26 protein-coding genes and 1 pseudogene are annotated in these 26,379 nt (G+C 62.6%); 10 read left to right on the top strand and 17 right to left on the bottom strand.

The genetic code is table 11. The features are described from left to right. Nucleotides 1-11: 11 nt before the first annotated feature. Nucleotides 12-884: a LysR substrate-binding domain-containing protein gene (locus C8K66_RS04175; protein ID WP_108524350.1), complete on the bottom strand. Its 873-nt coding sequence runs from the start codon at nt 882-884 to the stop codon at nt 12-14. 111 nt (nt 885-995) lie between these two features. On the opposite strand from C8K66_RS04175, the gene C8K66_RS04170 reads away from it, so the two are divergent. From C8K66_RS04170 to C8K66_RS04155, 4 genes are all read left to right on the top strand, one after another. Then, a complete protein-coding gene (locus C8K66_RS04170) occupies nt 996-2,621 on the top strand; it encodes a 5-guanidino-2-oxopentanoate decarboxylase (RefSeq protein ID WP_108524349.1) in 1,626 nt (541 codons plus the stop codon). After that, nucleotides 2,618-4,060, top strand: coding sequence for an aldehyde dehydrogenase family protein (locus C8K66_RS04165; RefSeq protein ID WP_108524348.1), 1,443 nt, complete (start codon nt 2,618-2,620; stop codon nt 4,058-4,060). Before C8K66_RS04170 ends, C8K66_RS04165 begins: the two co-directional genes overlap by 4 nt. Nucleotides 4,061-4,201: 141 nt before the next feature. Further along, on the top strand, nt 4,202-5,389 hold the full coding sequence (locus C8K66_RS04160) for a cyanate transporter (protein WP_108524347.1): 1,188 nt from the start codon (nt 4,202-4,204) through the stop codon (nt 5,387-5,389). Nucleotides 5,390-5,526: 137 nt separating this feature from the next. Then, on the top strand, nt 5,527-6,462 hold the full coding sequence (locus tag C8K66_RS04155; RefSeq protein WP_032804835.1) for a LysR family transcriptional regulator: 936 nt from the start codon (nt 5,527-5,529) through the stop codon (nt 6,460-6,462). A gap of 35 nt (nt 6,463-6,497) precedes the next feature. On the opposite strand, the gene C8K66_RS04150 is transcribed toward C8K66_RS04155, so the two are convergent. Both C8K66_RS04150 and C8K66_RS04145 read right to left on the bottom strand, forming a co-directional pair. Beyond that, the gene (locus C8K66_RS04150) at nt 6,498-6,860 is read right to left on the bottom strand and encodes a 5-carboxymethyl-2-hydroxymuconate Delta-isomerase (RefSeq protein ID WP_017848726.1); all 363 of its coding nucleotides are present in this window, start codon (nt 6,858-6,860) and stop codon (nt 6,498-6,500) included. A gap of 55 nt (nt 6,861-6,915) precedes the next feature. Continuing rightward, nucleotides 6,916-7,839, bottom strand: coding sequence for a LysR substrate-binding domain-containing protein (locus tag C8K66_RS04145; RefSeq protein ID WP_046384347.1), 924 nt, complete (start codon nt 7,837-7,839; stop codon nt 6,916-6,918). 129 nt (nt 7,840-7,968) lie between these two features. Between C8K66_RS04145 and C8K66_RS04140 the strand changes: the two genes are divergently transcribed. After that, on the top strand, nt 7,969-8,148 hold the full coding sequence (locus C8K66_RS04140; protein WP_017848724.1) for a hypothetical protein: 180 nt from the start codon (nt 7,969-7,971) through the stop codon (nt 8,146-8,148). Here C8K66_RS04140 and C8K66_RS04135 read toward each other — a convergent pair. From C8K66_RS04135 to C8K66_RS30950, 7 genes are all read right to left on the bottom strand, one after another. After that, nucleotides 8,126-9,445: an MFS transporter gene (locus C8K66_RS04135; protein ID WP_057004985.1), complete on the bottom strand. Its 1,320-nt coding sequence runs from the start codon at nt 9,443-9,445 to the stop codon at nt 8,126-8,128. The genes C8K66_RS04140 and C8K66_RS04135 overlap by 23 nt on opposite strands. Before the next feature lie 56 nt (nt 9,446-9,501). Further along, on the bottom strand, nt 9,502-10,824 hold the full coding sequence (locus C8K66_RS04130; protein ID WP_046384349.1) for an MFS transporter: 1,323 nt from the start codon (nt 10,822-10,824) through the stop codon (nt 9,502-9,504). Nucleotides 10,825-10,897: 73 nt separating this feature from the next. Then, nucleotides 10,898-11,776 (bottom strand): SMP-30/gluconolactonase/LRE family protein, encoded by an 879-nt coding sequence (locus C8K66_RS04125; RefSeq protein WP_108524346.1) that lies wholly within the window; start codon nt 11,774-11,776, stop codon nt 10,898-10,900. Between the two features lie 65 nt (nt 11,777-11,841). Further along, nucleotides 11,842-12,774, bottom strand: a complete 933-nt coding sequence (locus C8K66_RS04120) for a 3-keto-5-aminohexanoate cleavage protein (protein ID WP_017848720.1) — start codon at nt 12,772-12,774, stop codon at nt 11,842-11,844. Nucleotides 12,775-12,854: 80 nt separating this feature from the next. Continuing rightward, nucleotides 12,855-13,643: an SDR family oxidoreductase gene (locus C8K66_RS04115; protein ID WP_026140238.1), complete on the bottom strand. Its 789-nt coding sequence runs from the start codon at nt 13,641-13,643 to the stop codon at nt 12,855-12,857. Further along, nucleotides 13,640-14,362, bottom strand: coding sequence for a GntR family transcriptional regulator (locus C8K66_RS04110; protein ID WP_046384352.1), 723 nt, complete (start codon nt 14,360-14,362; stop codon nt 13,640-13,642). Before C8K66_RS04110 ends, C8K66_RS04115 begins: the two co-directional genes overlap by 4 nt. A 135-nt stretch (nt 14,363-14,497) precedes the next feature. Next, complete coding sequence (locus C8K66_RS30950) at nt 14,498-14,644, bottom strand: hypothetical protein (protein WP_165933314.1); 147 nt, start codon at nt 14,642-14,644, stop codon at nt 14,498-14,500. A 198-nt stretch (nt 14,645-14,842) separates the two neighbouring features. Here C8K66_RS30950 and C8K66_RS04105 point away from each other — a divergent pair, with 198 nt between their 5' ends. Continuing rightward, entirely contained in the window at nt 14,843-16,150 is a 1,308-nt protein-coding gene (locus C8K66_RS04105; protein ID WP_057004984.1) for an MFS transporter, read from the top strand. Beyond that, complete coding sequence (locus C8K66_RS04100) at nt 16,147-16,905, top strand: substrate-binding domain-containing protein (RefSeq protein ID WP_108524345.1); 759 nt, start codon at nt 16,147-16,149, stop codon at nt 16,903-16,905. Before C8K66_RS04105 ends, C8K66_RS04100 begins: the two co-directional genes overlap by 4 nt. On the opposite strand, the gene C8K66_RS04095 is transcribed toward C8K66_RS04100, so the two are convergent. Continuing rightward, nucleotides 16,897-17,799, bottom strand: coding sequence for a LysR family transcriptional regulator (locus C8K66_RS04095; RefSeq protein WP_017848714.1), 903 nt, complete (start codon nt 17,797-17,799; stop codon nt 16,897-16,899). The two genes, C8K66_RS04100 and C8K66_RS04095, sit on opposite strands and share 9 nt — an antisense overlap. 269 nt (nt 17,800-18,068) lie before the next feature. Between C8K66_RS04095 and C8K66_RS04090 the strand changes: the two genes are divergently transcribed. Beyond that, nucleotides 18,069-18,281, top strand: coding sequence for a cold-shock protein (locus C8K66_RS04090; RefSeq protein ID WP_046384354.1), 213 nt, complete (start codon nt 18,069-18,071; stop codon nt 18,279-18,281). Between the two features lie 70 nt (nt 18,282-18,351). Further along, entirely contained in the window at nt 18,352-18,561 is a 210-nt protein-coding gene (locus tag C8K66_RS04085; protein WP_046384355.1) for a cold-shock protein, read from the top strand. Between the two features lie 36 nt (nt 18,562-18,597). On the opposite strand, the gene C8K66_RS31530 is transcribed toward C8K66_RS04085, so the two are convergent. The 5 genes and pseudogenes from C8K66_RS31530 to C8K66_RS04065 form a co-directional block, all read right to left on the bottom strand. Next, on the bottom strand, nt 18,598-19,461 hold the full coding sequence (locus C8K66_RS31530) for a methyl-accepting chemotaxis protein (RefSeq protein ID WP_370737569.1): 864 nt from the start codon (nt 19,459-19,461) through the stop codon (nt 18,598-18,600). Continuing rightward, nucleotides 19,456-20,223, bottom strand: a pseudogene (locus C8K66_RS31525) (MCP four helix bundle domain-containing protein); the annotation flags it as partial. The gene C8K66_RS31530 and the pseudogene C8K66_RS31525, both read right to left, overlap by 6 nt. Before the next feature lie 514 nt (nt 20,224-20,737). Next, a complete protein-coding gene (locus C8K66_RS04075) occupies nt 20,738-21,763 on the bottom strand; it encodes a histone deacetylase family protein (RefSeq protein WP_108524344.1) in 1,026 nt (341 codons plus the stop codon). Between the two features lie 87 nt (nt 21,764-21,850). After that, nucleotides 21,851-23,080: a Zn-dependent hydrolase gene (locus C8K66_RS04070; RefSeq protein WP_057004980.1), complete on the bottom strand. Its 1,230-nt coding sequence runs from the start codon at nt 23,078-23,080 to the stop codon at nt 21,851-21,853. Between the two features lie 13 nt (nt 23,081-23,093). Further along, the gene (locus tag C8K66_RS04065; RefSeq protein ID WP_046384359.1) at nt 23,094-24,413 is read right to left on the bottom strand and encodes an MFS transporter; all 1,320 of its coding nucleotides are present in this window, start codon (nt 24,411-24,413) and stop codon (nt 23,094-23,096) included. Nucleotides 24,414-24,571: 158 nt separating this feature from the next. On the opposite strand from C8K66_RS04065, the gene C8K66_RS04060 reads away from it, so the two are divergent. After that, nucleotides 24,572-25,510 carry a LysR family transcriptional regulator gene (locus C8K66_RS04060; protein WP_108524343.1) on the top strand — a complete coding sequence of 313 codons (939 nt, stop codon included), beginning with the start codon at nt 24,572-24,574 and terminating at the stop codon, nt 25,508-25,510. A 370-nt stretch (nt 25,511-25,880) separates the two neighbouring features. Here the strand turns inward: C8K66_RS04060 and C8K66_RS31520 are convergent, their stop codons facing one another. After that, nucleotides 25,881-26,222 (bottom strand): helix-turn-helix domain-containing protein, encoded by a 342-nt coding sequence (locus tag C8K66_RS31520; RefSeq protein ID WP_057004978.1) that lies wholly within the window; start codon nt 26,220-26,222, stop codon nt 25,881-25,883. Nucleotides 26,223-26,379: the final 157 nt, after the last annotated feature.

Genomic DNA, 26,379 nt, shown 5'->3' with positions numbered 1-26,379 from the left:
GATCTTCAGCGTTACGCCTGTTGCGCCTGGTTGACCAACCACTCCATCAACGCTTCAAGCCCGGCGGACGGCTTTGTCCCCGGCGGATACACCAGGTAATAGCCCATCCCCGTCGGCACCCGCAATTCAAACGGCGTCACCAAGCGCCCCGCGCTCACATCCTCGCCAATCAACGCGCTGTCGCCGATCGCCACGCCTGAACCCTGGGACGCCACTGTCATGGCCAGATCCAGCGTCTCGAAATGATGGCCCTGGCTCACATTGCTCAAGCGCGTCTTCGCCGCTTTCAGCCATAACGCCCAGTCCCGCTCGTCCCGCGTGGGGTGCAGCAGCACCTGTTGCTGCAGGTCCGCTGGCGTATTCAACGCGCCCAGCAAGGCCGGCGCGCACACCGGGGTGAGTTGTTCGTCGAACAGATGCCGAGCCTCGGCCGGCTGTTCGGCGCTGGGCGCATAGATCACCGCGGCATCGAATTGCTCGCGACGAAAGTCCACGGTGTAGGCCACGGTCGTGGTCAGCTCCACCGGCACATCCGGGCGCTCCCGCTGCCATTGCATCAAGCGCGGCAGCAGCCAGCGCATCACGCAGGTGGAGGCCTTGAGCTGCAAGGTGTCGCGGCGGCGGCCGATCTGCTCCAGCGCGTCACCGATCAGGCCGAAGACCTGCTGCACCCGCAGCGACCACTCGCGACCTTCTTCGGTCAGGCTCAGGCCCCGCGCCTGGCGCTGGAACAAGGCATAGCCCAAATGGCTTTCCAGCCCGGCGATCTGCCGGCTCACCGCGCCTTGGGTGATGTGCAACTGCGCGGCAGCGTGGGTGAAGTTGCAGCACTGGGCGGTGACCCAGAAGGTGTGCAGCGCGGGCAGCGGCGGGAGGCGTTTCATAGGGCAAGCAGCCATGACGTGAGGACATGGCTAGTATGACTTTTTATCGATTGTTGCCGCTACGGGCCAGCCGGTCCAATACCGCCTCACCTCAACCTGAGAGCGACATGTATGGCGACCTGCGGCGAAGTATTGGTCAAGCTCCTGGAAAGCTACGGCGTGGACCAGGTGTTTGGTATTCCTGGCGTCCACACCGTGGAGTTGTATCGCGGCCTGGCGCGCTCGAACATCCTCCACGTCACCCCGCGCCACGAACAGGGCGCGGGTTTTATGGCCGATGGCTATGCGCGCACCAGCGGCAAGCCCGGCGTGTGTTTGATCATCACCGGCCCCGGCATGACCAACATCACCACGGCCATGGGCCAGGCCTATGCCGACTCGATCCCGATGCTGGTGATCTCCAGCGTGCAGGCGCGCAGCCAGTTGGGCGGCGGGCGCGGCAAGTTGCATGAACTGCCGAACCAAAGCGCGCTGGTCGCCGGCGTGGCGGCGTTCTCCCACACCGTGATGTCGGCAGCAGAATTGCCCGGCGTGCTGGCGCGGGCGTTTGCACTGTTCCAGGCAGGGCGCCCGCGCCCGGTACACATCGAAATCCCGCTGGATGTGCTGGTGGAAAACGCCGATACGTTGCTCGGCACCTCCCCCATCAGCGTGGCGCGTGCCGGAGCGGCGCCAGTGGCGGTCGCACAGATGAGCCAACGGCTCGCCGCCGCCCAACGCCCGCTGATCCTGGCCGGCGGCGGCGCCATCGAGGCCGCCGCGGCGTTGACCCGCCTGGCCGAAACCCTCGGCGCCCCCGTGGCGCTGACCATCAACGCCAAAGGCCTGCTGCCCGCGGCCCACCCGCTGCTGATCGGCTCGACCCAGTCCCTGCTCGCCACCCGCGCCCTGGTCGCTGAAGCCGATGTGGTGCTGGCGATCGGCACAGAGCTGGCGGAGACCGACTACGACGTGACCTTCGCCGGCGGTTTCGAGATTCCCGGCGCACTGCTGCGCATCGATATCGACCCCGACCAGACCGTGCGCAATTACCCGCCCGAGCTGGCCTTGGTGGCCGACGCGCAGATCGCCGCCGACGCCTTGCTCGCCGAACTCCAGCGCCAACCGCTGGCACCTCGCCACAGTGCCTGGGGCGCCCAGCGCGTCGCCCGCCTGTGGGCCGAATTGACGCCGACCTGGGACGCCGCCACCCGCGCGCAAACCCGCATGCTCCACACCGTGCTGGAGGAACTGCCCGGCGCGGTGCTGGTGGGCGACTCCACACAGCCGGTGTACAGCGGCAACCTGACCCTGAACCTTGACCACCCGCGCCGCTGGTTCAACGCGTCCACCGGCTACGGCACCCTGGGTTATGCCCTGCCCGCGGCCATCGGTGCCTGGTTGGGGCGTGGCGATGGCCAGCCGGTGGTGTGCCTGATCGGCGACGGCGGGCTGCAATTCACCCTGCCGGAACTGGCCAGCGCCGTGGAGGCGCGCACGCCGATCATCGTGCTGCTGTGGAATAACCAGGGCTACGAGGAGATCAAGAAGTACATGGTCAACCGGGCCATCGAACCGGTCGGCGTCGACATTTACACGCCGGACTTCATCGGCGTGGCCACGGCCCTCGGTTGCGCCGCCGAACGCATCCAGGGCCAGGACGCACTGCGCGTGGCCTTGCGTGCCGCCGCGGATCGCCAGGGGCCGACGCTGATTGAAATCGACCAGGAACGTTGGATGCAGGAGGTAGCGGTATGAGTACGGTCGTAAACGGTGTGTATATCAATGGTGCGTGGCGTGCGGGCCATGACGTGTTGGACGTGATCAACCCGGCCACCGAGGAAATACTCGCCCAGGTCAGCGTCGGCGATGCCCGCGCCGTGTCCCAGGCGGTCGACGCCGCCAGCGCGGCGTGTGTCGGCTGGTCGCAGAGCACCGGCCGCGAGCGCGGCGCCCTGCTGCGCAAAGTGGCTCAAGGCGTGAGCGAGCAGCGCGAGCCGTTGATGCGTGTACAGTCGCGCAACAGCGGCAAACCGTTGTTCGAAGCGGGAATCGATGTGGACGACGTCATCGCCACCTTCGAGTACTACGCCGGTCTCGCCGAGGCGCTGGACGCCGAGCAAGACCGCGCGGTGGCGCTGCCCACTGATGCCTTCAGCGCCCGCCTGCGCCGCGAACCCTGCGGCGTGGTGGGGCTGATCGTGCCGTGGAATTTCCCCATGGTCACCACCGCCTGGAAACTCGCCCCGGCGCTGGCCGCCGGCTGTTGCGTGGTGCTCAAACCGTCGGAAGTGACGCCGCTGGCGGAGTTGCAACTGGCGCAGATCATCGCCGCGGCCGGCTTCCCGGCGGGGGTGTTCAACCTGGTCTGCGGCACCGGCTTGGCCGTGGGCGCCCCGCTGGCGGCGGACCCTCGCGTGGCGAAGATTTCCTTCACCGGCAGCAATGCGGTGGGCGTGCAGGTAATGCAACGCGCCGCCGAAACCGTCAAGGGCGTGAGCCTGGAACTGGGGGGCAAATCCTCGCTGCTGGTGCTGGAAGATGCCGACCTCGACCTGGCGCTTGAGCTGGCCTGTGGAGGTGGCTTTTTCAACGCCGGGCAGATGTGTTCAGCGACCAGTCGTGTGCTGGTGGCTGACAGTCTCGCGGATGAATTCCTACAGCGTTTAACTGCGCGGGCTGAAGGGATTCGCGTCGCCGACCCATTTGCCGACGACGTGGAAATGGGCGCGTTGATCAACCGCGCCCAGTACCAACGGGTGTTGGCGCATATCCAGCGCGGCGTGCAGGACGGTGCCCGCTTGCTGTGCGGCGGTGAGCGCCCGGCGCACTTGGCGAAGGGTTATTTCATTCGCCCCACGCTGTTCACCGACGTGCCGCTGGACAGCGCGTTGTGGCGGCAAGAAATCTTCGGCCCGGTGCTGTGTGTACGACGCTTTACCACGGAGGCCGAGGCCATCGCCCTGGCCAACGACAGCGATTTCGGCCTGGTGGCCAGCGTGGTCAGCCGCAACGACGAAACCGCCGAACGCGTGGCCAATGCCTTGCAGGCCGGCATGGTGTGGATCAACGCGCCGCAGGTGATCTTCCCGCAAACGGCGTGGGGCGGTTACAAGCAGAGCAGCATCGGCCGCGAACTGGGCCCTTGGGGGCTGGCGACGTTTCAGGAGATCAAGCATGTAATCCGGTCTAACTGACGACGCAGCCTCCCGATGGAATGTGGACCAATGTGCGGTATTTCAGTTAACTGCATTTTTTAGATAGCCCCTGCGACTTTCTCATTTGCCCCACTACCCCGCCCGTGGCCTGATTCGCCCTTGTTCACTCAAGGCAGGCCCATGGAAAACGTTCACGCAAAACCCACCACCGCCGTATGGCTGATGATCAGCGTCGTGCTGGTCGCGCTTAACCTGCGCCCGTCGATGGCGGCCGTAGGGCCGTTGTTAGCGTCGATTCGCGGCGAGGTGCCGTTGAGTTTCAGCAGCGCGGCGCTGCTGACCATGTTGCCGGTCATGGCCATGGGCCTGGCGATGTTTTTCGGCATGGGCCTGGCCAAGCGCTTCGGCGAACATCGCAGCATTGCGGTGTCGCTGCTGGTGATCGGCGTGGCGACGCTGTCGCGGTTGTTCCTCGATTCGGCGCTGGAGTTGATCGTCAGCGCCATCGCTGCGGGGGTCGGCATCGCGATGATCCAGGCGGTGATGCCGGCGCTGATCAAGTCGCGCTTCAGCGCTGACGTTTCATTGTTCATGGGCTTGTACGTCACGGCGATCATGGGCGGCGCGGCGCTGGCGGCGTCGTTCTCCCCGTTCGTGCTGGTGCAGACTGGTAGCTGGCGCATCGGCCTGGCGATCTGGGCGGGGCTGGCCGTGCTCGCCCTGGTGTGCTGGTCCGCCCAGCGTGCGGCGCTGCCGGTTCTGCCCCAAGTAGGTTCTGACAAGCAGGAAGGATTTTTCGGCAACGGCCGCGCCTGGTTGCTGGCGATCTTTTTTGGCCTCGGTACAGCCTCCTACACCTGCGTATTGGCGTGGCTGGCGCCGTACTACGTAGAACAAGGCTGGAGCGAACAGCATGCCGGTTTGCTCCTGGGTTTCCTCACCGCGATGGAAGTCATCTCGGGCCTGGTCACCCCCGCCCTCGCCAACCGCCGCCGGGATAAACGCGGAGTGTTGGCCGTGTTGTTGGTGCTGATCATCCTCGGGTTCTGCGGCCTGATCCTCGCGCCCCAACACCTGAGCCTGCTGTGGCCCTGCCTGCTCGGCCTGGGCATCGGCGGCCTGTTCCCGATGAGTTTGATCCTGTCCCTCGACCACCTCGACCACCCGCGCCGCGCCGGTAGCCTGACGGCGTTCGTGCAAGGCATCGGTTACCTGATTGCCGGCCTGTCGCCGCTGATCGCCGGGATGATCCGCGATCAATTGGGCAGTTTCGAATGGGCATGGTGGTCGCTGGCGGCGGTGATCGGGGTGATGCTGCTGATCGTCACGCGCTTCAATCCGAAGCATTACGCAGACCACATCCGCTGACGTCGTGTTGCAAACACTTTTTGTCCCACGCACAACACTGAAATACCCTACAGAGCTTTCTATTGGCACTCCCGTTCCGTTAAGCTTTTGCCCTTGTCGCGCGCTGCCACAGTGCCAAGGCTTACCGGATGGAATGGATGCTAAACAGTAACTTGCTCAGAAAGCTCGATATGCAGGATTTGATGGTGTTTATCGCCGTCTACGACCAGAGCAGCGTTACCGAGGTGTCAGAAACGCTGTTCGTCAGCCAGTCGACCGTGAGCTACAGCTTGAAGAAGCTGCGCACCAGCTTCGAGGATGAGCTGTTCATCAACACGCGGGCGGGTATGCGTCCGACGTACAAGGCCAGCACCATGTACGGCCATGTGCAGAAAATCCTCGAAAGCATCAACCTGTGCCACGCCGGTGGCCAAGCCTTTGACCCCACCCAGAAAGCCGTGACCTTCAACGTGTGCGCCCCGGAGTATTTCGAGCAACTGATCCTGCCGCGCCTGTTGAAACACTTCGACCGCGCGAACCTGCCGGTGATCGTCAATGTGCGCAAGCTGGAAACCGAGATCCCTGCCGACGACCTGCGCGAAGGCCGCCTCGACCTGGTGATTTGCTTTGGCCCGCACTTTCACCGCGCGCATAAAGACTTCAAGACCCAGATGTTGCTGGAAGATGATCTGGTGTGTGTCTTCGACAAGCGTGCGGCGCCCCGCGAGGCGGCGTTCAGCCTGCAGTCGTTCGTCGAGCGGCGCCACGTGTTTCCCACGCCGTGGACCTCCGACACCAACATGGTCGACGGCTGGCTGGCGCGTCAGGCCCACAAGCGCCAGGTGGTCGCACGGGCCAACAGCTATGGCGCGGCGTTGAAGATGATCACCGGCACCGACTTCATCGTGACCCTGCCCCGCCGCGTCCACAAACTGCTGGCCCCGGCGTCGGTGTTCGGCCACTGCGAGGCGCCCCACGGGTTGCCGGGGTTCACCCTGGATATGCAGTGGAACGAAACCAGTGAACAGGACAGCGCCAATACCTGGTTCAGGGAGCAGGTGGTCAAAGTCTGCGCTGAACAGGGATTACTCTGACCTTACGCATCGACGGTTGTGGTGGATGGAAGCGCTTAGCCGATCGCGACCTTACTGTAGGAATCGCGATCGATATCCAGCAATTCGACACTCAGTTGCACCTGCACACCTTCCGGCCATGGCCCAAGTTCCTGCACCACGGCCAGCAGGCTTTCCGACAGCTGCTTCTTGACCTGCGCCGAGCGTCCACTGAGCAACGCCAGGCGCACGGCGACAAAACCCCGCGGGTTCATGCCGGTGCCCACGCGAAAACTCTCGACCTTGAGTGAACGGCTCTTGATATCCAGCTCGGCGCCAAACTGACCGGAGGCCACCAATGCATGGTTCAGACGCAACAGGGCCTTGTCGGTGTCCAGTTGCGTCAGGTTGGCGGTGTATTCCAGGTGCAGGTGTGGCATGGGAGTCTCCGAAGTATCGATAGGAAGATTCCTAGATATACCACGGATAAAAGCATCAGACCTTTTTCGCCAGCCCGCGGTCGCTCATGAACGCCTCCAGCCGCGAACGCACCCAGCGCTCGGCCGGATCGGTGTCCACATGGCTGAGCCAGACCATGGACAGATCCAGGGTCGGCGTCTCGAATGGGTAGGGCTCACAAAACAGATTGCCCGACAGCGTCATGGCTTCGGCGGTGTAGTCCGGCAGGCTGGCGATCAGGTCGGTGCCGGCCAGCAGCGCCGGCAGCGCGCTGTATTGCGGCACCGACAGCACCACATGGCGCTTGCGCCCGATTTCCGCCAGCCACTCATCGGCAAACCCGGATACGTTGGCGGTGTGGGACACCAGCACATGGGGCCGCGCACAATATTCATCGAGGGTCAGCGGCCGGTCGGACGCGTCGGCGCGCAGCAAGCGCGGGTGGATATGGCGCAGCAACTTGCGCTTGGCATTCGCCGGCAGGCCACGGGTCTGGGTGATGCCGACGGTGATATCACCGGATGCCAGCAGATCGGGAATCCGCCAGTAATCCACATGCTGCACCACGAACACCACCATCGGCGCTTCCTGGCGCAAGGCGCGCAACAACGGCGGCAACAGGCCGAACTCGACGTCATCGGACAGGCCGATCCGGAAGGTCATGGTGCTGACGGACGGGTCGAAATCGTGGGTCAGGCTCAGGGCCGATGAAAGAGAGTCCAGGGCCGGCGACAGGTGCCGGATGATTTCCTCGGCCCGCGCGGTAGGCTCCATGCGGTGGCCGACGCGAATGAACAGCGGATCGTTGAACAAGGTGCGTAACCGGTTGAGCGCCGAACTGATGGTCGGCTGGCCGAGAAACAATTTCTCCGCCACCCGCGTCACATTGCGCTCGAGCATCAGTGCCTCGAAGACCACCATCAGGTTGATGTCGGCCTTGCGTAATTCATTGCGATTCATCGGCACCTGCCCTTTCCCCACGACAAGCCGCAGTTTAGAAAGCCCGAGGGGCTGCGTCTATGCGCGCACTGTTCATTGGGCGGCTTTACGACTATATATTCAGCTCTTCACGGTCGCAGGAACACTATCGTGCTGGTTATTCTCGCCGCGGCCTTCCTCCTGGCCGGGTTCTGCATCTGGGTCATCCAGTTTATCGCGCACCCCACCGCCCGCACGTTGCTGCGGGTATTCGTCGGCCTGTGCCTGGCGGCGGTGGTGGCGTACCTGGTCTTGGCGTCGGGTTATCCTATTTCGTTGCTGGTCTCATAACGACCCGAGGGGCCGGCGCCTGTTCCTGGCCCTGGCGCAAACGCAGCGCGGCCAACGCCGCGACCACCAGCACCACGGCAATCACCTTCAGGCCATTCATCGCGTTGCCGGTACTCATCTCAATCATGCCCATCACCGACGGCCCGACAAACCCGCCCAACAGCCCGCAGGCATTGACGAAACCCAGCCCGCCCGCCAAGGCGACGCCCTTGAGACGCGAGGCCGGGTAGAGGAACACAATCGACTGCACCACAAAAAACATCACTGCCGACAGACAAAAGCCCAGCAGGCTGAACACCGGCCCCGACACCGACGCGATGCCCAACCCCAGCGCCATGGTCAGCAACCCGGTGATCAACAGGCGCCGCGCGCGGGTGGGTGTGGTCGCAAAACGCGGCAGCCACACTGCACCCAAGGCGGCGGCGATCCAGGGCAGCGAGGTCAGCAACCCCACGCTCATGGTGCTCAATTCACCGTATTTGCTGATGATGCTCGGCAGGAAAAAGATCACCGTGTAGACCGTGATCTGATGGCAAAAATACACAAAGATCGCCAGCAGGATCTGCGGGGTCAGCCAGTTTTTCAACGCGTGGCCGCCCTCCCCGGCGCCTTCCTCGGTTTCCTGGGCAATGCGCTGTTCGATACCCTGCGCTTCCGCCGCCGTCAGCCACGGCGCCTGGCTCGGGCGGTCCGGCAACTTGCGCCACACCACCCAGGCGAACGCCACCGCCGGCAAGCCTTCGAGCAGGAACATCCACTGCCAGCCATGCCAGCCAAGCAGCCCGTCCAGGCGCATCAACGCCGCGCCCACCGGGCCACCGATGATGTTGGCAAAGCACACACCGAGCAGGAAATAGCCGGTAGCCCGTGCGCGTTGTTCGCGGTTGAACCAGTAGGTCAGATAGAGCATGACCCCGGGAAACAGGCCCGCTTCAGCGATACCCAGCAGCAAGCGCAATACGTAAAACGAGGTCTCGCCCTGCACAAACGCCATGGCCGCCGAGATCAGGCCCCAAGTCACCATGATCCGCGCGATCCAGAAGCGCGCGCCGACTTTGTGCATGATCAGGTTGCTGGGGATTTCCGACAGTGCATACGTGAGGAAGAACAAGCCCGCGCCCAGCCCGTAGGCCGCGGCGGAGATGCCCAGGTCGACGTCCAGGTGGTGCTTGGCCAGGGCGATGTTGGTGCGGTCCAGAAAGCTCAGGATGTAGGCGATGATCAACAAGGGCATCAACTTGGCGAACATCAATTTGTTCAGCACCTGCGGTTCGCGGGCCTGGGTGGCGGTAGTCATCGGGCAGTTCCTCCTGGCGCCCCGCCAGCGCGGCTGGGGGGCGCATCAATGTTGTTCTAGGGTTCGAGTTGCACAACCAACGCCTGCGGGCGATGGGAAAACAGTTGCAGCAGCGCGCCGCCCAGGGCGCAGCCGGCCATCACGAAAAAGCACACGGTGTAGCCATGCAGCGTGGTCCAGCCGCCGCCCATCGCGATCAGGCTGCCCATCAACACCGGCGCCAGGCCGCCGCCGATGAACATCGCGGTGGTGATGATGCCGTTGGCCGTGGAGGTGGCCGACGGCTCGGCCGAGTCGCAGGCCACCGCGTAGTAGATCGGCCAGACCGCATTGGCGACCAGACCGAACAGCAACTGCACGACGATGATCAGGGTCAGGGTGCTGGCGAAGTAGAACGCGCCGACACTGGCGGCCATCCACAGCCCGCAGATGATCAGGGTGGTACGGCGGCCGATGATGTCCGACAACGACGGCCACACCAGTTGCCCGAGAATCCCGGTCAGGGTGAACACCACGCTCATCCCCGCCGACTGCGCCAGCGACAGCCCGACGATGTTGTAGAGGTAGGCCGGCAACACGATATTCACGCCCATGTACACCACCTGCGTGAGCAGGGTGTTCCCCGCCGTCAGCGCGATATTGCGGTTGCGCAGGGTGGCGACAAAGGTGCGCCAGGCGTCGCCCTTGATCTGGCTGGCCGGGGCATTGTCCGGTGGCGTCATGCCTTGGGCGGCGATGTCGACGTACAGCGCGGTGATACGTTCGGCCGTGGAATACCGCGCCCAGAAGATCATCAGCGGCAAGGCCACCACGAAGGCGAAGAAGAACACGTAGCGCCAGTTGTCCTCGCCGAAGGTGCTGATCACAAAGCTGGCGACGATGCCGCTGAGCATCGCGCCGATCGGGTAACCGGTGTGGTGCGCGCCGAGGGCAAAACCGCGGCGTTCCACCGGCCACCATTCGGCGGTGTTGCTCACGCCCACCGGTTCGCCCCAGCCCGCGCCGAGGTTGACCCCGACACGCAGGGCGATAAACGTCGCGAGGTTGCCGCTCAACGCCTTGAACCCGGACAGAAACGAGATCGCCGTGTAGCCCAGCACCAACGGCACCTGGAACCGCGCGCGCTTCCAGCCGCCGCCGTAGCGGTCGCTCCACATCGAACCCGGGATATCCAACAGGGCCAGGGCGAGCATGATCACCGTGGCCACGGTGCCCCACTGATCGGCGGACAAATCGAAATGCTTGGAGATGGTCGGCCCCAGGCGCAACACGATCTCACGGTCGTAGGCGTTGAGAATCCAGATCATCCAGCAAACCAGCAGCGACACCCAGGAATGCCGGTGAATGCTGCGCAGCGACGCTTTTTTTAAAGTTGCCATGGGCCTCTCCAGGCGCGCGAGGGCGCGCACTGACACAAGGTTGCGAAGGAATGTTGCTGATCGAACACACGCGCTAGCTGGCGAACCGTCGCTCGGCTATTCCTTGCACGCCCAACCCGGTAATGGCGAACAGCGCGCCGCGCTGCTGGCCGTCGTGCGGAAAACGCGGCAGCGGCGGCTTGGCCATGGAGGTCACAAACAGGGTGTCGAGGTTCGGCCCGCCGAAGGTCAGGCTGGTGACCTTCTTCACCGGCATTTGGATGACCCGGTCGACGTGGCCATCGGGGGTGTAACGCACCAGCTTCCCGGCATAGACCAGGGCCTGCCACAGGCAACCTTCGGCGTCCACGGTGCAACCGTCCGCGGCGCCGCCACCCGAGGTGTCGACCTTGGCGAAGGTGCGCCGGTTGCTGACATTGCCGCTGGCGAGGTCGTAGTCATAGGCCCAGATCTCGCCCGACCAGGTGTCGCAAAAGTACAAGGTGTCCCCGGATGGGCTCCAGCACGGGCCATTGGAAACGATGATGCCTTCGTCCAGGGTGTGCAGGCGCAGGTCCGGGTCCAGGCGGTAGAGTCTGGCGCTGGCGCGGTCTTCCTGGGTGTCCATGGAACCGAAGACAAAGCGGCCCTGGCGGTCGACCTTGCCGTCGTTGAGACGGTTGTTCGGCAGGTGCGGTTCAGGGTCTTCGATCAGCGCCAGTTCGCCACTGGTCAGGTCCAGAGTGTGTACGCCATTCTGCAGGGCGACGATGGCCGCCGCGCCGTTGTGGCGCAGGGCCATGGAGCCGATTTTCTGGCCCACGTCCCAGGCACGCAGTTCGCGGCCGTCGTCGGTGCAACGCAGGATGCGGCCGTCGGCGCTGTCGATCCAATACAGCCGCTGTTGTTCGACGTCCCACACCGGGCCTTCGCCCAGGGTGGTCTTGACGTCCACAAGCACTTCGATACGCATGGTGTGATCCCCTTATTGTTGTTGTGCGGGATTCGGGCCGCGCCAGCACGCGGCCGTGTCGTCGGTTAGAAATTGACCTGGTCGCGCCCCTTGAGCCCGAGGATGTCCCGCGCTTCATCCGGCGTGGCGACGCGATGGCCGAGGGCTTCGATCACGCTGCGAATGCGCCGTACCTGATCGGCGTTCGAAGCGGCCAATTTGCCCGGCCCGTCCCACAACGAATCTTCCAGGCCGACCCGGGCATGGCTGCCCATGGACAGGCCCATGGTCGCCAGCGGAATTTGCCCACGCCCGGCACCGAGGATCGACCACACATAATCGTCGCCAAACAGGCGATCGGCGGTACGACGCATGTGTGCCAGGTCTTCCGGGTGCCCGCCGATGCCGCCGCGCAGGCCGAACACCGATTGGATGAACAGCGGCGGCTTGAGCAGGCCACGTTCCAGGAAGTGCGCGGCGGTGTAGAGGTGGCCGATGTCGTAGCACTCGATCTCAAAACGGGTGCGGTTCTCGGCGCAGGAATTGAGGATGTGGGCAATGTCGCGGAAGGTGTTGCGAAAGATCCGATCGTCACTCTCTTCCAGGTATGGACGCTCCCAGTCGTGCTTGAACTCGGTAAAGCGGTTGAGCATTTCGTACAGGCCGAAGTTCATCGAGCCCATGTTCAGCGAGGCCAATTCCGGCTTGAACTGCATCACCGGCTGTAGGCGTTCTTCCACGCCCATGGTCGGCGCGCCACCGGTGGTGATGTTGATCACCACGTCGCTGGCGGCCTTGATCTGCGGCAGGAATTCGGCGAACAGCGCGGGGTCCTGGCTGGGGCGGCCGTCGTTGGGGTCACGGGCATGCAGGTGAACAATCGCCGCGCCGGCTTCGGCGGCGCCGATGGCGGCGGCGGCAATTTCCTCGGCGGTGATGGGCAAATGCGGCGACATCGACGGCGTATGGATGGCACCGGTCACGGCACAGGTAATGATCACAGGACGTTTTTTGGACATGACGATTCTCCGACTTTTATTCTTATGAAAAAAATCCTGGGTACAGCTCGAGGTTCTTCCTTGGCGACTGGCGCCGCGTCCTACAGGTACTCGACGTTACCGTCGACACTGATCGCCTGGCCGGTCACGTTGCGGGCGGCGGGCGAACAGAGGAACAGCGCCATGGCCGCGACGTCTTCGGCGGTGACCATGCGTTTGAGGGAAATTTTGTTGAGGTATTCCTGGCGCATCTCGGGTTCGGGTACTCCGACCTGCTCGGCACGGGCGCGAATCACCGCGTCCATGCGCGGGCCTTCGACGATGCCGGGCAGCAAGGCATTGACGCGAATGTCACTCTCGCCCAACTCCGAGGCCAGGGATTTCATCAGGCCGACAATCGCCCACTTCGTCGCCGCATACGGCGTGCGCCACGCGTAGCCCAGACGCCCGGCCACCGAGGCGATATGCAACAGATGGCCGTGGGACGATTGCTTGAGCATCGGCACCGCATGGTGGGCAAAACGGTATTGCGCAGTCAGGTTGATGTTGATAGTGGCTTGCCATTCGGCGTCGCTGATCGCGTCGATACCGCCCGTGGGGCCGGCGATGCCGGCATTGTTGACCAACACGTCGAGGCCGCCGAAATGCTCGCGCTGCACCTCGAACACCGCCGCGATCTGCGCGGCATCACTGACATCGGCGCGGGTGGCGACGCTGCCTGGGTATTTGTCGCGAAACGCCGCCAGGGCCGGTTCGCTGACATCACACACATGCACCTGGGCACCGGCTTCCAGGTACGCCGCGGCCAACACTTCACCGATGCCGGCAGCCCCGCCGGAAATCAATACACGTAACCCAGGATAGGGCTGTAGCCGCTGTAGGACACTCATGCACGTTTACCTCCTGAAGCAGACGACCGCGAACGGTCGTTCTTGACGAGCAGGCGCGCCAGGGAATCGGCGGCCTGCATGATGTCATCGGTCACCGCCGCCCGTGCGCCAGCGCCGTCGCGGGCGGCCAGGGCTTCGACGATGCGCGTATGCGCCTCCATCGAGCGTTGCAGGTGAGCTTTATCGGGGGCGACCAGGGCAAAGCACGGCCCCATGTGCAGCCAGAAATTCTCCACGGCGGCCATGGTCAGCTCGGCCTGGGCCACTGCGTAAATCCGGCGGTGGAAGGCGAAGTTGGTCCACAGGTAGCGCGACACATCGACTTCGTCGGCGGCGTGCTGCATTTGCTGGCACAGGTCGGTGATTTCGTCGAGGTCGGTTTTTTTCAGGAGCAATACCGCCTTCTCGGCCAGCAAGCCTTCCAGAGCAACCCGCGCATCGCGGATTTCGCGCAGGCGCTCGACCGTCATCATGCGGACCCGCAGACGCGAGGTTTCGGTGACTTCAAAGGCGTTTTCGGCGCTGAGGCGTTGCAGGGCTTCGCGCACCGGCATCGGGCTGGAGCCGAGCGCTTCGGCCAGGCCACGGATGGTGAGTTTCTGGCCGGGTTGGAAACGGCCACTCATCAACGCTTCGCGGATCTGGCGGTAGACCTGGTCTTGCAAGGTATCGCGGGACACCTGGCGCAGGGTGGGCAGGAGGAGCGGACCATCTGTCATGAGGCAAACCTGTGTTGTGGTTCTTATGCCTCCAATATGTGATCACAAATCAAATATGTCAAATAGTTTGCCTATTCCCGAGAAACGCCCGTTGCACATGTGGGAGCGGGCATGCCCGCCCCCACCGATCACGCATCAGGGTTTCAGCGGAATTTCCTGATCCCGCTCCGAAAGCTCCGTGCCGTCGTCGGGATGCTTCCAGGTCTGCGGCTTTTCTTCCTCCAATTGCTGCTTGCGTCGCTCCTGCTTCCGTTCGTCCCGCTGTTTCTGTTCGTCAGTCATAGGCACCCCCGACCGTAAGAATTAGTTACGCCTGCAAGCATAGAACAAGGACGCCGCCGTGGGCCTGCACTGACCACTGATAATCAAAACGCATCAATAGATCAAAAATATTCACTTATCATTTCTAAATGTGTCAGCCACTATCCTTGGCCTTAAGCGAAACAAGCACTTTAAAAAGAACGCTGGAGACACAAAAGCATGACTAGCCCTACCCGCCCTGACTCTGCCCGTTCGAAAATTGGTGCGGTTTTCCGCGTTACTTCGGGCAACTTCCTCGAACAGTTCGACTTCTTCCTGTTCGGCTTCTACGCCACCTACATCGCTGCCGCGTTCTTCCCCGCCGCTAATGAGTTTGCGTCATTAATGATGACCTTTGCCGTGTTCGGCGCGGGCTTCCTGATGCGTCCGCTGGGTGCGGTCATCCTGGGTGCCTACATCGACGATGTGGGGCGGCGCAAAGGGTTGATCGTGACGCTGTCGATCATGGCCAGCGGTACGCTGCTTATCGTGCTGGTGCCGGGTTATCACACCATTGGCCTGTGGGCTCCGGCGCTGGTGTTGCTCGGCCGTCTGCTGCAAGGCTTCTCGGCCGGTGCGGAACTGGGCGGGGTGTCGGTGTACCTCGCTGAAATGGCCACCCCCGGCCGCAAAGGTTTCTACACCAGCTGGCAGTCGGGCAGCCAACAGATCTCCATCGTGGTCGCCGCTGCGCTGGGCTATGGCCTGAACGTGTGGATGCAACCGTCGGTCGTGGCCGACTGGGGCTGGCGCATTCCGTTCGCCGTCGGTTGCGTGATCATTCCGTTCATCTTTGTGCTGCGGCGCAACCTTGAGGAAACCGAAGAGTTCGCCAACCGCAAACATCGCCCGAGCATGCGTGAAGTGCTGGCGACCCTGGCGAAAAACTGGTCCGTGGTCATCGGCGGCATGTTGATGGTGGCCATGACCACCACCGCGTTCTACCTGATCACCGTGTACGCGCCGACCTTCGGCAAGACCGTGCTGCAACTGACCACGTCCGATGCGTTGCTGGTGACCCTGTTGGTGGCGATCTCGAACTTTGTCTGGCTGCCCATCGGCGGCAGCCTGAGCGACCGCTTCGGGCGCAAACCGGTGCTGGTCGCGATGACCGCGCTGACGGTGCTCACGGCTTATCCGGCGTTGTCCTACGTGGTAAACGCTGCGAGCTTTGCGCATATGCTGGAAACCCTGCTGTGGTTCTCCTTCCTGTACGGCATGTACAACGGCGCGATGATCCCGGCGCTGACCGAAATCATGCCGGTGGAAGTGCGCGTGGCGGGCTTCTCCCTGGCCTATAGCCTGGCGACTGCGGTCTTCGGCGGTTTCACTCCGGCGATCTCCACCTGGTTCATTCACGTCACCGACGACAAAGCCTCGCCGGCCTACTGGTTGATGTTCGCCGCCCTGTGCGCCCTGTGCTCGACCCTCGCGCTGTATCACCGTGCCAATACCCGCGGGCAGGTCATGCAAGAGGCGGCGCAATGAAAGCGCTGTCGAAAACCCTGACGGCCCTGGCCCTCGGTGCCCTGGCACTGACGGCCCAGGCCGAACAACTCAAGGTGATGACCTCCGGTGGCTTCACCGCTGCCTACAAGCTGCTGGGCCCGCAATACGCCCAGCGCAGCGGCGACACCCTCGACACCGTCCTCGGCCCGTCCATGGGCAAGGCGCCGGAAGCGATTCCCAACCGCCTGGCCCGTGGCGAACACGCGGATGTGGTGATCATGGTCGGCTACGCCCTGGATGAGCTGATCAAACAGGGCAAGGTCGACAAAGCGTCCCGCGTGGAACTGGCGGATTCGCGAATCGGCCTGGTGGTGAAAGCCGACGCGGCCAAACCGGCCATCGGCACCGATGCCGAACTCAAAGCGGTGTTGCTCAAGGCCAAGTCCGTGGCGTATTCGGACAGCGCCAGCGGCGTGTATGTCGAGAAGGAACTGTTCAAGAAACTCGGCATGCCGGCCAAGGGCACCATGATCGAACGCATCCCCGTGGCCGAACAGGTCGCCAAGGGTGACTACGAGGTGGGCTTGCAGCAGGTGGCGGAACTGTTACCGGTGCCGGGGGTGACTTACGTCGGCAAGATCCCTGAAGACGTGCAATCGGTGACGCGCTTCGCCGCGGGTATTCCGGTCAACGCCGAACACCCGGCGCAGGCCAGGGCGCTGCTGCACTACCTGGCCTCGCCCGAGGCGCAAGCGGTGGTGCAATCCACCGGCCTGGACTCGGTGTCACGCTGACCGAAACGGCAGCTCCCGCACCAACCGCTCCAACTCCAGCGCCGCTGGTGGCAACGTCCGCCCGCGGCGCTTGATCAAGCCCACATTGCGCATCACCTGCGGTTCCACCAGCGGCACACTCAGCAGGATCGGGTGTTCAGTGCCCGGCATGGCAATCGACGGCACCATCGCCACACCCAGCCCCGCCTCGACCAAGCCGATCATGGTGGTCACGTGGTGCGTCTCGCAGATACTCGGCTTTTTCACCCGCACGCCGCGCAGGGCCTGGTCCAGCAGAAAACGGTTGCCCGAGGTTTTGTCCACCGTGATGTAGTCATGCTCGTAGGCCTCGGCCCAGCTCACGCTGGCGCGCTCGGCCAGCGGGTGATCGCGGCGGCAGGCCAGCACATAACGCTCCTGAAACAGCAACTCGAACTCCACCTCATCGGCCAGGCTGCCGCTGAAACTCACGCCGAAATCCGCCTCGCCGCTTTCCACCGCATTGCACACCTCGCCGGCACTGGCATCCAGCACCCGCAGGCGAATCTTGGGGTAGAGCTTGTGGAATGCCGAGATCACGTGAGGCATGAAGTAATACGCGGTGGACGGCACACACGCGATGGTCACATCGCCCATCCGCGTGGAGGCGACGTTGCTGATGCCCATCAGCGCGATGTCGAGGTCATCGAGGATACGCTCGACCTGCGGCAGGAAGGCGCGCCCGACCATGGTCAGGCTGACGCGGCGCGTGGTGCGCTCGAACAGCTTCACGTCGAGGGCGGTTTCGAGCTTTTCGATGCGCCGGCTGAGCGCTGGCTGCGAGATCCGGATGGCATCGGCGGCGCCGCGAAAACTACCCTTGTCTACTACGGCGCGAAAGGCTTGGAGGTCGTTGAGGTCGAAGTTGATGATCACGGTAGGAAGCCAGTGGGAATCGGGATGGAGGGCATTATCGTATGGCAGGTGACGGGGCGCCATGTGCGTAAGGACCGGCGCCCGGATACGCCAGGTTGTCAGTATGAAACTGCGCAGTATGGCGCGTTTCGACGGCCTGCGAACCTGTCAGGAATGACAGTACCGCTGGTCTTGCGCAGTGTTGACGACGGGCTGGCGCGGGGCTTTTATTAAGCATGTCGCACTGCGTCGGTGCGCAGTAGGACATCAGGGTTTAGAGGATACGAACAATGAGCGACAGACAGAACGGCACGGTGAAGTGGTTCAACGATGAAAAAGGCTATGGGTTCATCACTCCGGACAGCGGGCCCGACCTGTTCGTACACTTCAGGGCGATTGAGGGCACTGGATTCAAATCATTGAAAGAAGGACAGAAAGTCAGCTTCGAAACGACAAAAGGGGAAAAAGGCATGCAGGCGGACAAAGTCCAATTGATCAGCTGATAAGCCTGCGACTCACCGCGTCACCCCGCCCACCCTGGGCCATGTATTGCACTGAAAATGGAGAACGGCCATGTCCAGAAAGACTCCACAGACTGCAATCTTCATCAGCAGCGAAACTGCCGCCCACGATGCACAGGACGTTTTCTTTCGCAGCAGCACCGCCCAGGGTGGTCAGGTGCTGCGCGAAGGGCAAACCGTCACCTACGAATTGGAACGGGGGCCGGGGGGCGAGTGGCAAGCGGTCAATATCAGGATCGTGGAAGAACCGACGCTGAATTAGCGCCATCCTGCGCGCCGCCACTCGCGGCGCACTTCACTACAGCTGAAAGCGTGCCACCGCCTCGTTCAGTGCGACCGCCAGTTGCGCCAGTTCCCGGCTCGCGCCGTTGATCTGCCCGGCGCCGGAAGACGATTGCGCCGACAAGTCGCGAATGTTGACGATGTTGCGATCGACTTCCTTGGCGACCTGGGCCTGCTCCTCGGCGGCGCTGGCGATGACCAGGTTGCGCTGGTGAATCTGGTCGATGGAATCGGTGATCTGGCTCAAGGCGCCGCCGGCGCCTTCCGCCAACGCCAGGGTGTCGGTGGCGCGTGCGGTGCTCGACTGCATCGAGGTCAGTGCGTGGTCGGAACCCGCGCGCATGGCGCTGACCATCTGGTCGATTTCCAGGGTCGATTGCTGGGTGCGGTGCGCCAGGGCGCGCACTTCGTCGGCCACGACCGCAAAACCGCGTCCGGACTCCCCGGCCCGCGCCGCTTCGATGGCGGCATTGAGGGCCAGCAGGTTGGTCTGCTCGGCGATGGAGCGAATCACGTCGAGTACCTTGCCGATATCCCGCGATTGCTCGGCGAGGTGTTGCACCAGGGTCGAGGTCTCGCCGATGTTGCTGCTCAGGGCTTGAATCGCGCTGACCGTTTCGCCCACGCGATGCTGGCCTTCGCGCGCCGTTTCATTGGACACCCGCGTGGACTCGGAGGTGGACACCGCGTTGCGCGCCACCTCGTCAGCTGCGGAAGTCATCTCATTGACGGCAGTGGCGGCCAGCTCGATTTCCGCGGTCTGCTTTTGCAGGCTGCGGCTGCTTTGATCGGTGATGCCGTTCAGGTCGGTAGCCGACGACGCCAACTGCCCGGCCGACTGGCGAATCAGCTGCAAGGTGCCGCGCAGGCTGGCTTGCATACTCTGCAGCGCCACGAGCAGGCGGGTCACTTCGTCGTCGCCGGTCACCGCCACCGTTTCGGTCAGGTCGCCACGGGCGACGTTTTCCGCAGCCCGCACCGCATGGCTCAGCGGGCCGACGATGCTGCGTGTCAGCAGCCAGGCCAGCGCCACGGTACTCAAGGCGGCCAGGAGCACAAAGCCGAAGACCATCGTGCGCGAACGGCCATACTGCGCCTCGGCCGCCTGCCCCTGTTGGTTGATCTGCGTGTTGTAGTAGTCGGCCAATGCGTTGAGCTGGGCACCGGAGCCATCGACCACGGTTTTCATATCCACCAACAGCAACTTATTGAGCTCAGCCCCCTGTTGCTGGTCGGCCAGCGCAAACGAGCGGGTCAGCCCTTGCTGGTATTGGCGCAACGAGACCTGGAACTGCTCATACAACGCGCGCACTTCGGCGCTGTCGATCACGGCCTCGAGGTCGGCCAGCTTTTTGCTCAGGTCCTGGCTGCGCGTGTCCATCTGGCTGCGGTATTGCGGGATGCTTGCCGGGTTCGGGTCCAGCGCCATGCGCAAAGAGATGGTCCGAATGCGCAACATGATCTCGCGGATATCCGAGACCAGACGCATTTTAGGCACCAGCCCACGCTCGACCTGGACCGCACTTTCACGAATGCTGGCCATGTTCGAGAGCGCAAAAAAACCGAGTACGGCCACCAGCAAAGCAATCAGGGCAAAACCCAGGCCCGCGCGACGGGCGATGGACAGGCTACGTAAGGACATTTTTCGAGGCTCTTTTATTAGTGATCAGATGTCATACAAGAGCATTTCGGCCGCCAGGATCAGGACTTTAGAGACGTCATCCATTTCCCCGCGTGCGCCTGCGATCAGTCATGCAGGATTACAGGGAGATTTGCGTATGCGGAAAAATCCCTGCACGGGAAAGAACCTGATCTCTCCATCTGAAACGAAAAAGCCTGCAGAACGCTCGGTTCAGCAGGCTTTTCGCTGCGGGCATCGGTTAACCGCCCTCAAGCGCACCCGCACGGGGTTGACGCTCGAACCGCGACTTCACACGCCTTGTCGAGCCATCGACTACTGACAAGTCCCACCTTTGTGGTGCGACCCCGTGCCCCCGACCGGATGCGTCCCCTTCGGACACGCCGCGGCAAAAAACGGGCTACACGCCAACACCACCAAAACCCCGACCAATAACAGCTTCTTCATACCATCCTCCGTGATCGTCACGACATATGATGGCACAAAGATATCACACCTCCACAAAACCGATACTCGGTTACTTCGCCCAAGCCTGCGGGCCGCTGAAGAACGCCTGCGCATTGCTGTCCAACGTCTCCAGGTGATACCCGCCCTCCTGCACGATCACACAGGGCAACCCCAGGCCGCGGATGTGCTCACCCAAGCGCGCAAACCCGTCCCGCGTCACCGCGACTTTGCTTTGCGGGTCCAGTTCGTAGATATCGAAGCCCAGGGAGAGCACCAGCACATCCGCAGAAAAGTCCTTCAGCGCCTTGAGGGCCAGTTCGAGCTGTTCAAAGAACACCGCCTCGCTGGCACCGTGGGGCATCGGCAGGTTGAGGTTGAAACCTTCGCCGGCCGCGTTGCCGCGCTCGTCGGCAAAACCGGCGACAGCCGGGTAGAAGTTGGTCGGGTCGCCGTGGATCGACACGTAGAGCACGTCGTCGCGGTCGTAGAAAATCTCCTGAATGCCTTGGCCGTGATGCATATCGGTATCCAGCACCGCGACGCGCTGGAAGCCTTCGAGCAACACCTGCGCCGCCACCGCGGCATTGTTGATGTAGCAGAAGCCGCCCGCCGCATCGAAGCGCGCGTGATGACCGGGGGGGCGACACAGCGCGTAGGCGGCGGGCGCGCCATCGAGGACGGCCTTGGCGGCAGCGACGGCGCTTTGGGCCGACCAATAGGCCGAGCGCCAGGTCCGTTCACCGACCGGGCAACTGCCATCCGCCAGGTAGCGTGCGGCTTGGGCGAGGATGCCGCGCAGGGCGTTGGGTTCACGCACGAAGATGTTGGACATGACTTCGTCGCCCCACTCTTCAGGGATTTCCTTCCAGCGCGGGTAAGCCTCCTGAAGGAAGGTCAGGTAGGGAGCACCGTGTACCGCCAGCAGCGGCTCAAGGCCGTGGTCCTCGGGTGACATAATCTCAAACCCCAGGGTTTGCGCGGCCCGCAGCAGGTTGCGGGCGCGCTCGGGGACTTCCTGCGGCGTTCGCATCTGACCACGGGAGTAGTAGCTGCGCGGATGATGCAGGAGTTGTTCGGGGTGGAAGAACGTTTGCATGGGAATCTCCTGAGTGAACACGCTGCCGGTGGGCGCTGGCTTGCCTGCGGCCCGGCAGGTCGTCTTCAGTCGTCCTGAATGAGGCGGTCAGTTGGCTTGGCCGGCACGTTTCAACACGGCGTTGAGTAAAACATCGGCGCCCTGGCGCACATCCTCGGGCAGTACGTCTTCGGCTTCGTTGTGGCTGAGGCCGCCGACGCAGGGGATGAAGATCATCGCCGTCGGGCAATAGCGTGCGAGGTGGATGGCATCGTGGCCGGCGCCGCTGACGATGGGCTGCTGGCTGTAACCCAAGGCGTCCACCGCCGCTTGCACGCAGGCCACGCATTCGGCATCGAACGGCGTCGCTGGGCTGATCCAGTGAGGGCTGATGGTGACGCTCAGGCCGCGCTTCTGCGCGATGGCCTGCAAGCGCGCCCTGACCTGCTGCTCCATCGCCTCAATGTCGGCGTCGCGGTGATGGCGCAGGTCGACGGTGAAGGTCAGCAAACCGGGAATGGTGTTGCGCGAAGACTTGGCAATGCTCAACTCGCCGACGGTGGTGAGGCCCTGGGGGGCGAAATCCATGGCGAGGCATTCCAGGGCCTGGATCATTTTCGCGGCGCCATACAGCGCGTCCTTGCGCAGCGGCATCGGTGTGGTGCCAGCATGCGCGGCCAGCCCTTCGACCCGCACATCGAGCCAGCGAATCGCCTGGCCGCCGCTGACCACGCCGATGCTCTTGGCGTGGTCCTCAAGGATCGGGCCTTGCTCGATATGGGCTTCGAAATACGCATCCACCGCCCCGCCCAGAGCACGCTTGCCGTGGCAGCCGAGCGTGCGCAAGGCGTCGGCCACGCTGATGCCGTCGGCATCGGTGGTGGCCAGGGCTTGGTCCAGCGCCAAGGTACCGGTGAACACGGCGGAGCCGAGCATGGCGGGGGTGAAACGGGCGCCCTCCTCGTTCGTCCATACCGCGATTTCCAGCGGCTTGCGGGTCTGGATGCCATGGTCGTCGAGGCTGCGCATCACCTCCAGGCCGGCCAGCACGCCGTAGACACCGTCGAAGCGGCCGCCTTCCGGCTGGGTGTCGAGGTGACTGCCGATCATCACCGGCGCGGCGTCCTTATCCGTACCGGCACGCCGGGCGAACAGGTTGCCGATGGCGTCCATGCTCAAGGTCAGCCCGGCGGCCTTGCACCAGTGGCTGAACAGCTCGCGACCGGCGTGGTCTTCGGCGCTCAACGCCAGGCGGCAACTGCCGCCGCGCGCGGTCGCGCCGACTTCGGCCATGGCCATCAGGCTGGCCCATAAACGCTCACCCTTAATCTTCAACATTGCACCCGCTCCATTAAACACCAGGGGCCATTTCCAGACGGTGGGCAGTGGCGTGGCGGCGCGACAAGGCCAATACGCTCACCAGCGAGACCGCCGCGATCAGGCTGTAAAACACTGCCATCGGCCACCATTGGCCTTGGTATTCGTGGGCCAGCCAGGTGCCGATCAACGGCGTCAGGCCACCGGCCAGCGCACCGCACACCTGATAGGCCAGGGAAATCGCGGTGTAGCGCACGCGGGTTTCAAACAGGCCGCTGACAAAGCCCGCGATCACCGCATAAAACGAGGCCATACACACCACCGCCAGGGCGATGCCGAGGATGATCAACGGCGCCTCACCGCTGCTGACCAGCACGAACATCGGGTAAGGCGACGCCATCGCCAGCACCGTCATCGCGCAGAGGAAACGCGTGGCGCCGACCTTCTCCGCGACCCAGGCCGCCAGGGGCTGTACGCAGAACTGGATGATGGCGACGACGAACAGGCACTCCAAAATCAACGAGCGCGGTAGGCCCAGTTGCTGAGTGCTGTAGGCGATCATGAAAGTGTTGGTGAAATACACGCCGGCGATGCCCAAGGTGTTGGCACCGATGCACAGCAGCAGCGGGCGCCAGGCGGTTTTCAGCACCTCGATCACCGGGGCCTGGTCCGGCTTGAGCGCCCGTGCCTTTTCGGCCAAGGCTTTGTCTTCGAGGAACTCAGGCGACTCGTTCACCCCCAGGCGAATCGCCAGGCCAACGATCAACAGCAAGGCGCTGGCCAGGAACGGCAGACGCCAGCCCCAACTGAGCAGGTCTTCTTCGGGCAAACGGGTCACCGCGCTGAACGCCAGCAGCGACAGAATCAGCCCCGCCGGGCTGCCCAACTGAGCAAAGGAGGCAAAGAAATTGCGGCGGCCCTTTGGCGCATGCTCGCCGGCCATCAACACCGCCCCGCCCCACTCGCCACCGACGGCGATGCCCTGCACGATGCGCAACAGCACCAGCAGGACCGGCGCCGCGACGCCGATCTGTGCGTAGCTCGGCAACAACCCGATGCACACCGTGACCACGCCCATCATGACCAGAGTGATCACCAGCGACTTCTTGCGGCCGATGCGATCGCCGATATGCCCGAACACAATGCCGCCCAACGGCCGCGCGAAAAAGCCTACGGCAAAGGTGCCGAACGCGGCCATGGTGCTGAACAATTTATCTTCGGAAGGGAAAAACAGCTGACCGAACACCAACGCGGCGGCGGTGGCGTAGATGTAAAAGTCGTACCACTCGATCATGGTGCCGATGAAAGCGGCGGCCGCAGCACGGCGAGGCTGGGGCGAAGCGGAAGGCTTCATGGGGTGGGCTCCTTTGGTTATTTTTTTGGCAGGAGAAAGGTCGAACGCATGCGCTCTGATGGCGCTTGTTGAGGGTGATTTATCGTCGCGGGGCTATGATTAGTCAATTTTCTATTTATTATTCCAATTATAAATCCTGCTTATTATTGAGCCGCGCCATGCCCGAAACCCGTCGCGATATTCACCCGTTGCTCAACGACCGCCTGGACTGGAACCTGCTGCGCACCTTCCGCGTCATTGGCCAGGAACTGAGCATCAGCCGCGCCGCCGCACGCCTGCACCTGACTCAGCCGGCCATCAGCCAGGCCCTCAAACGCCTGGAAGAACAACTCGACTGCCAACTCATCGCCCGCCGTGGCCCGCGCTTCGTACTGACCGAGGCCGGCGAACAGATCTTCGCCATCGCTGGCGAGATGTACGGCCAGGTCTCGCAGATGAGCAACGCCCTGCAAAAACCCGGCGATGAAGTGATCGGCAAAGTGCGCCTGCTGATGATCAGCCGCATCAACTCCAACACCTTCGATGAGTTCCTGGCCGACTTTCACCGCGAACACCCGCGGGTCGACCTGGAGGTCGAGGTAATGCGCAGCTCCGACATCGTCGCCGCGCTGCTCGAAAAAACCGCCACCCTGGGCCTGAGCCTCAACCGCCGGCCACAGCCGCGCCTGGAACAACATCTGTTCCTGCACCAGCGCTATGGTTTTTTCTGCGGCAAACACCACCCACTGTTCGGCCGCAGCGGCTTGGCCGAAGGGGACTTGCAGTCGGAAAACTTCGTCAGTTTTACCAGCGACCAGATCGGCGGGATGCTCTCGCCGTTGACCATATTCCGCGATCAGCAGGGGTTCAGCGGGCGGATCGTGGCGTCGTCATCCAGCCTGGAAGAAGTGCGCCGCCTGGTCATCGCCGGGTTTGGCCTGGGCTGCCTGCCGATTCATGTGGTGGCGGAGGATGTGCAGAACGGACTGCTCTGGCGATTACCGCCGGATGAGGGGATTGCGGATGTGGATATCCATGTGTTGTGGCATCGGGAGCAGAAGATGAGTCGCGCAGAAACGGTGTTTATCGACAGTCTGTTGACTCGTCTGGCGCAGTAGTCGAATGTATTCAGCGATTTATCAGACGGTTCTCTCAGGTGAACTCAATAGGGCCTTGGCTTGTTCATCCTGGACTTCGGCGAACTTTGTAGACTCTTTCCTCGTCAACTAAAGTTCAGCTCGTTGAAAACATTGTTTTTGCTTCGCCAATTAATGACACCTGTCACACCGGCCAGGCCAAACTTTAAAAAAGTTCATCAATACCAACGAACACATCTCTGATGCACTCATCTAGCAGCGGGAACAGAAATAACATTATACGTTCCTATACTTAATTAAGCTTAAACAACCACCTTCAAAAAATAATGAACCGTGCCTGACTCTACTCAGTATTCTGCGCCACCTATCAGATGAATTGAACCGAGCACTGCTATGGCTCTCGATTCTTCAGGATCCTTTTTGCGGCGCCAATAATTTCTTTCAGCGACGTTTCATCTGCTTGATAGGCAATGTCGCATAGGCAGTGGCGAAGGTTCGCGGCGGTTGGTTCAGCGTGATCCCGGCTCGTGAAAAAAGCATCCAGTCCCACGCCCAGGACGTCAGCGATTCGCTCCAACATCTCGATGCTAGGGGCGTATTCGCCCCTCTCGTAACGACTCACTGTCATCGACTCACACCCCAGTGCTTCGGCAAGGGCGGCCTGTGTCCATTTATTGTCTAGTCGTAAGTGCTTGATTCGCTTGCCTATACGTATAGTGGCACTTTGCTTCATCTGAAATATCACTTAAAATCAAATGCTTACACCTATTCACCTCCCCAGGAAGATCATAAAAAGGCTAGATTGCTATTATTTTCTAGCCAATTTCAGTATAGTCATTTTTTGACTATCTGAACGATGTTGAATTGCTAAGGAATTTTCCCATGGACGC

It is taken from the genome of Pseudomonas sp. GV105 (assembly GCF_003058185.1).
GTDB classification, from domain to species: Bacteria; Pseudomonadota; Gammaproteobacteria; order Pseudomonadales; family Pseudomonadaceae; genus Aquipseudomonas; species Aquipseudomonas veronii.
This window is presented reverse-complemented; position numbering and strand designations above follow the sequence as displayed.

Excerpts from the sequence above, each read along its gene's own strand:
- C8K66_RS04175 (WP_108524350.1), bottom strand. The coding sequence starts at position 884 with ATGAAACGCCTCCCGCCGCTGCCCGCGCTGCACACCTTCTGGGTCACC.
- C8K66_RS04170 (WP_108524349.1), top strand. The coding sequence starts at position 996 with ATGGCGACCTGCGGCGAAGTATTGGTCAAGCTCCTGGAAAGCTACGGC.
- C8K66_RS04165 (WP_108524348.1), top strand. The coding sequence starts at position 2,618 with ATGAGTACGGTCGTAAACGGTGTGTATATCAATGGTGCGTGGCGTGCG.
- C8K66_RS04160 (WP_108524347.1), top strand. The coding sequence starts at position 4,202 with ATGGAAAACGTTCACGCAAAACCCACCACCGCCGTATGGCTGATGATC.
- C8K66_RS04155 (WP_032804835.1), top strand. The coding sequence starts at position 5,527 with ATGCTAAACAGTAACTTGCTCAGAAAGCTCGATATGCAGGATTTGATG.
- C8K66_RS04150 (WP_017848726.1), bottom strand. The coding sequence starts at position 6,860 with ATGCCACACCTGCACCTGGAATACACCGCCAACCTGACGCAACTGGAC.
- C8K66_RS04145 (WP_046384347.1), bottom strand. The coding sequence starts at position 7,839 with ATGAATCGCAATGAATTACGCAAGGCCGACATCAACCTGATGGTGGTC.
- C8K66_RS04135 (WP_057004985.1), bottom strand. The coding sequence starts at position 9,445 with ATGACTACCGCCACCCAGGCCCGCGAACCGCAGGTGCTGAACAAATTG.
- C8K66_RS04130 (WP_046384349.1), bottom strand. The coding sequence starts at position 10,824 with ATGGCAACTTTAAAAAAAGCGTCGCTGCGCAGCATTCACCGGCATTCC.
- C8K66_RS04125 (WP_108524346.1), bottom strand. The coding sequence starts at position 11,776 with ATGCGTATCGAAGTGCTTGTGGACGTCAAGACCACCCTGGGCGAAGGC.
- C8K66_RS04120 (WP_017848720.1), bottom strand. The coding sequence starts at position 12,774 with ATGTCCAAAAAACGTCCTGTGATCATTACCTGTGCCGTGACCGGTGCC.
- C8K66_RS04115 (WP_026140238.1), bottom strand. The coding sequence starts at position 13,643 with ATGAGTGTCCTACAGCGGCTACAGCCCTATCCTGGGTTACGTGTATTG.
- C8K66_RS04110 (WP_046384352.1), bottom strand. The coding sequence starts at position 14,362 with ATGACAGATGGTCCGCTCCTCCTGCCCACCCTGCGCCAGGTGTCCCGC.
- C8K66_RS30950 (WP_165933314.1), bottom strand. The coding sequence starts at position 14,644 with ATGACTGACGAACAGAAACAGCGGGACGAACGGAAGCAGGAGCGACGC.
- C8K66_RS04105 (WP_057004984.1), top strand. The coding sequence starts at position 14,843 with ATGACTAGCCCTACCCGCCCTGACTCTGCCCGTTCGAAAATTGGTGCG.
- C8K66_RS04100 (WP_108524345.1), top strand. The coding sequence starts at position 16,147 with ATGAAAGCGCTGTCGAAAACCCTGACGGCCCTGGCCCTCGGTGCCCTG.
- C8K66_RS04090 (WP_046384354.1), top strand. The coding sequence starts at position 18,069 with ATGAGCGACAGACAGAACGGCACGGTGAAGTGGTTCAACGATGAAAAA.
- C8K66_RS04085 (WP_046384355.1), top strand. The coding sequence starts at position 18,352 with ATGTCCAGAAAGACTCCACAGACTGCAATCTTCATCAGCAGCGAAACT.
- C8K66_RS31530 (WP_370737569.1), bottom strand. The coding sequence starts at position 19,461 with ATGCAAGCCAGCCTGCGCGGCACCTTGCAGCTGATTCGCCAGTCGGCC.
- C8K66_RS04075 (WP_108524344.1), bottom strand. The coding sequence starts at position 21,763 with ATGCAAACGTTCTTCCACCCCGAACAACTCCTGCATCATCCGCGCAGC.
- C8K66_RS04070 (WP_057004980.1), bottom strand. The coding sequence starts at position 23,080 with ATGTTGAAGATTAAGGGTGAGCGTTTATGGGCCAGCCTGATGGCCATG.
- C8K66_RS04065 (WP_046384359.1), bottom strand. The coding sequence starts at position 24,413 with ATGAAGCCTTCCGCTTCGCCCCAGCCTCGCCGTGCTGCGGCCGCCGCT.
- C8K66_RS04060 (WP_108524343.1), top strand. The coding sequence starts at position 24,572 with ATGCCCGAAACCCGTCGCGATATTCACCCGTTGCTCAACGACCGCCTG.
- C8K66_RS31520 (WP_057004978.1), bottom strand. The coding sequence starts at position 26,222 with ATGAAGCAAAGTGCCACTATACGTATAGGCAAGCGAATCAAGCACTTA.